Source organism: Mycobacterium sp. TH-M25, from assembly GCF_057473665.1.
Genome location: NZ_JBYCLA010000038.1, coordinates 1 through 4,721, shown reverse-complemented (window position 1 = coordinate 4,721; position 4,721 = coordinate 1). Strand labels below are relative to the sequence as shown.

At 62.0% G+C, this 4,721-nt stretch carries 3 protein-coding genes; all 3 read right to left on the bottom strand.

Translation table 11 applies throughout. The features are described from left to right. The coding region (locus tag AC2VOU_RS01490) for an SGNH/GDSL hydrolase family protein (protein ID WP_486955757.1) at window positions 1-897 on the bottom strand (897 nt) is incomplete at its 3' end. A gap of 145 nt (window positions 898-1,042) precedes the next feature. Beyond that, window positions 1,043-3,892: an MATE family efflux transporter gene (locus AC2VOU_RS01485; protein ID WP_486955756.1), complete on the bottom strand. Its 2,850-nt coding sequence runs from the start codon at window positions 3,890-3,892 to the stop codon at window positions 1,043-1,045. Between the two features lie 3 nt (window positions 3,893-3,895). Further along, window positions 3,896-4,666: a hypothetical protein gene (locus AC2VOU_RS01480; protein ID WP_486955755.1), complete on the bottom strand. Its 771-nt coding sequence runs from the start codon at window positions 4,664-4,666 to the stop codon at window positions 3,896-3,898. Window positions 4,667-4,721: the final 55 nt, after the last annotated feature.

Here is a 4,721-nt window from a genome sequence, read left to right as displayed (position 1 = left end):
GGCGTTCGGCCAGACCGAACGAACTTTCTTGATGTACTCATCGGCCGCGGACAGCACCGGTGCCGGTGGATCGCCGAGGTCATTTCGGCCACCATCGATCAGCACGTAGTCTACGCGATAGTGATAGATCGCCGCGTCGCCAGCGAGGCGCTCCATGAACGGCACACCAGGCGGTGAAGCGTTGTCCACGCGGTGAAGAAAGCCGGTGCCGCCTTCAGCATCCAGGCCGAGGTTCCAACCTTCCTTGCGGGCAACCAAATTCGGATAGGTCGGGAAGCTCGGGTCGCCTGTTCCGCCGGCGAAAGAGTCGCCAACCACAAGCAGCGTTGGTTTGTGATCGAACATTTGGTTCAAGTTCACGATGATCTTGTCGGCGTAATAGGTGTCGCCGTTGAAGTTGAGGTGTCGGCCATCTTGCGCGAGAAGGAATTTCGCTTCGACGTCGGTGTACCAGCGCTGCGCCACCGGGTCGATCACGTAGGCCCCAATGGCGTCGGCGCTGCGACGGAGTCCGTCCGCCAGGGCGGGGTAGTTCGCCGAATCGTCGGATGCAGCGAAGTTGGGGAGGACGACGATGATCTTGGCCTGCGGCCAGCGCGCATGCACGTCGTTGATGTACTGGTCCGCCGCCGCCAGCACCTGCTCCGACGGGGCACTCAGGTCATTTCGGCCGCCATCGATGAGAACGTAATCAGCATGATACGTAGAAACGTCACGTTCGAGCCGATCGATGAACGGCGCATGCACGGGCGTTGGGGTGTCGGTGTGAGAAACGAAGCCGGTGCCGTCTTGGACGTCGGCGGACAGACTCCAGCCTAATTTGTCGGCCACTAAATCGGGGTAGGCGGCGGCGTAGGAATCGCCGACCACTAGCAGTGCAGGTTGGTGGTCGAACATCGTCGACGGCGAGGGCACGACAACGCGCGGCGCGGCAGCGCTGCCCGCGCCGCTGGGCAGCCCAGCGTACGCCAGGCCGCCAACCGTCAACGCCAATGCCGCGACGACAGCCGTCAGGATCAGCCGACGGGAGCCGGGTAATCCGTTACGCGCTGACATATTTCATCCTTTGACGACCCATTTCCCGGGCGGCCCTTGCGGGCTGAACGGCGTGCACATCGAGTCGAGCCTTAGGATCTGACTGTCGCACGAACGCTGCGAATACCAGGATGAAGAACAAGAAGGAAGCGGCCTGTAGGAGCGACCCGCGCAGCAGGATCAGCATGTAGAACGGCAGAATGCAGCCGAGCACGCTTGGCATGTGGTGGCTCTCGAATTGAGAGTGCAGACCGGTGTCCCAACGATGCAGGCCGAAGCCCAGGGCGAACATCGCGACAGCGAGCACCAGCCAGCCACCATTCAGGAAGAGCTCGACCCACAGGGGCGCGGACAAGTTGGTGAAGCCATACCCGCGCATGTTCGCGATGAAAATGCCTGTGTCGACCGGCTTATCGGACCACATACCCCGCGGCACCCACCAGAGCAGCACACCGTAGAACTGCCTGCCGGGAACGATTCCATCCCGCGCGGCGATCAGGTATCCGTTCATGAGTTGTGCGAACGAGTCGTAGTCGTCTGACATCAGCGACTGGATGGGGTTGCTCGCCTTCAATTCGGCCTGCTGGCTGACTCGGAATGCGTCGGCGAGCGGGAACACAACAAGCAAAGCGGCCAAAAACCCCAACGACGTAAGGCGGAAGCGTCGGACCGTCGCGAACAGTCCATAGGCGGTAGCGACCGCCAGCATTACGGTTCCAGATTGGTAGCGAGCATTCGAGATTGGATTCATGTTGTCGGCTAGCAGAATTCCGATGACCCAGAGGAGCACGGTGTTGCTGCGCAGGACTCTTGCGGAGACATCCTGACCTAAGTGACGTGCAATCTTGGCTTCGTTGCGGAAGCGAACCAGGGCGATGAACGCCACCAGCAGAGCCATGGAACTACATGCCCGCAGGACCACGCCCACGCTCTCGGTCGGGAAAACGGCGATTCCGATGTCTTGGGCTTCGTATCGGCTGTGCATGAACTGCAGCCAGCCCGTGTTCGACAGGTAGTAGAGATTCAATAGGACGGCGAACACGCAAAGCACCACCGTGCGTGAGTAATTGACGCTCAACAACCGGGTGGCGATCTCGGGCGCACGCTTCACCGCCCGAAAAGTCCGCCGCATCGAGGTGACGTTGTCCAACCCTGCGCCTGCCAGGAATGTGCAGCATCCGACAATGACGATCAGCGCACCTGCAGCGATGAACGTGTTGTCCATCCTCGGGACGGTCCCGGGCCACTCGTTCTCGCGAAGCTGGGCCAAGGGCGCCAGGCAGAGAAACATATAGGTGTAGGACCAGAACATCACCTCGAACAGGCGGCGCTCACCACTGCCCATCAGCCAGGCGAATCGTGCGGCGCACATCACCGTCGCCGGTAATGTCCACAGCCAGTAGGAGTTCGGCGGGTTACTGGTGAAGGTGATGATCGCGGCGGGCCCGAACACTGCCATCGCGGCGAAGACCCACACCGTAACAAGCGCGTCGCCGGTCTGCGTCTTCGCGTGCAGGCGTAGCCTCGTCGCGAGTGGTAACGGCATGGGTGAGCCGACATCGAGACGGTCAATGACCGCAGTGTTCGATGTACTGACGCGCGATGAATCCAGCTGCGTACGTTCGGGTGCGTAGCGGGCCGCCGGATCGACCCATGGCTTCACTCGGAGCAGTGCCAGCACCACGTAGAACGTCATCGCGGTCGCGATACCGGCCGCGACGCCCTCAGCGGTGCGGAACACCAGCCCGGCGCTGGGCACCGTCACCAGCATCACCAGCACGTAGTAGATCTTGAGGTTCAACGTATCGGCGCTCCGGTTGAAGGTGCGCAGAAAAATTGTGACCGCGACGGACCACGCGGCCAACGCGAACTCGAACGCGATGATCGGAATGATCGTTTGCGTCGCTTCGAACGTGCGGCCGAGGACCAGTTTGCCGATGTGCAGGGGAACAAAAAACAGGCCGAGACCGAGCAGGAGAGATCCGGAGCGGGTGACCAAGGTGATTCGGGTCAAAGACTTCCACACCTGTGGCGGTGTCATATTCTGGCGTCTGCTCTCGGGTATCACCGCCAACGGAAGGGCGCCCACCGCGATGGCAACGGGTGCCAGCAGTGCCGTTGCACCGCGTAGCGCGGCGGCAATCCCCGGGTTCAAGATGACCGAGGTGAAGAGCAGCACTGCAAACACGGTCATTTGCTCCAGACCGGAGTCGGTGCCGTACCGGGCCCGATGCTGCCAGCCATCGGAAATCCAGGCCCGGTAGCCCTTGATGCGCGGGACTATACGAACGGCCATAAGCATTCCGAGCAGTGCGCCGAAGGCGAGCGCGGTCCAGCCCTCGAGAAGGTAAGCCGTCGTCGCCACCGGTAAGTGCAACCAGGTTGCACCGAGCAGCGCGGCGGAACCGACGAACCACAGGCCGTCCCAGAACGCCGCGACATGTGCGCGGCCTTCCGCGATCGCGACGTATCTGAGCACGTCTTCGATCAGCACGATCGGCGTCGCAACGATGATCAACAACGCGGGCAGACGGATGCCCGAACCCGCGACCATCCACATGACAGCCCCCACGGCGGGACTGACCAACAGTGCACTGGTGATCGCGAAGGAGCCCTCCCGTCTGATGTCGGATGCGGCGCGCCCCGCCGTGAGCAACAGCGGCGTGCCCAAAGCGCCGCGCAGTACACCGATGGCGGCCGCCAGCAGCGTCAGCAGCAGCGCGATCTGGCCGAAGTTCTGGCTGGCCGTAACCACCGCAACGGCGTAGATGATCAGGCCATTACTCAGACTGGAGAACACCTGGTCGACAGCACCGCAAATGGCGCGGACCTTGCTGATCGACAAACCTGTTGGCATGGCTCAGTCCCTGTTTCCCGTTGCCCAGATCTTCTCGAAAGCCCCGATCGAATCGGTGGCGCCGTGGTTAGAGAAGAGTTCGAAGGTGGCAAAGCTTCCCTGCCACTCCGAAATACGCGGATCGGTCACAACCTGATGTGTCCCAGGAAGATCCACGGTCACCTGGTCACCGTCGATCGTCAAGCGGACATCGTAGGCGGTTACTCCGTCGGCATTGAGCGGCCGTTTGAAGCTATTGGCCGCGATGACCTCCAGAGGTGAGATGTCGTCACGTGAGACGGCGAGGTTCCAGTTGATCGAGGTCACGACGAAGTTGATCGCCAACGGCCTGGTCATCGGCGGAACGCCATGGTCGATGCCCCGCGAGACGACGAGTGTGACTGCACCCAGCGTGCCCGATCCCGGCCGGAAGACGAATCGCGCACCGATGCCCTTTACCGAGGAACCGAGATCGGGTGAACTGAAGAATGCGCCGGCGCTGCCCTGGGTCGTCGGTCGGTAGGTCAACCGGCCGTGCTCAATTCGGAGTCGGTCGCCGGCATCGTCGGGGCTGGCCACGGTGGTCGCCGGTTGTCCGCCGTCGAAGCGGCGGGGTGCTGGACCGTCGGGCGTGTTAGTGAAGTCGGCTTCGACCCGGATGCCTGGCGGGCCCAACAGCGCGTGCTCCCGTACGAATCCCCACCAAAGTGTCACGGCAACAATGACTGCCAGAACCGCGGCTAGGAAAACCTGGGCCGCCGGGACAGCAGTTCGGCGCGTTCTGAGGGTAATCATTCGCTTTCCCTGTACAAGACTTGACTATAGGCCTTCGCCAATTCCCTTCCGACAC

Excerpts from the sequence above, each read along its gene's own strand:
- AC2VOU_RS01480 (WP_486955755.1), bottom strand. The coding sequence starts at position 4,666 with ATGATTACCCTCAGAACGCGCCGAACTGCTGTCCCGGCGGCCCAGGTT.
- AC2VOU_RS01485 (WP_486955756.1), bottom strand. The coding sequence starts at position 3,892 with ATGCCAACAGGTTTGTCGATCAGCAAGGTCCGCGCCATTTGCGGTGCT.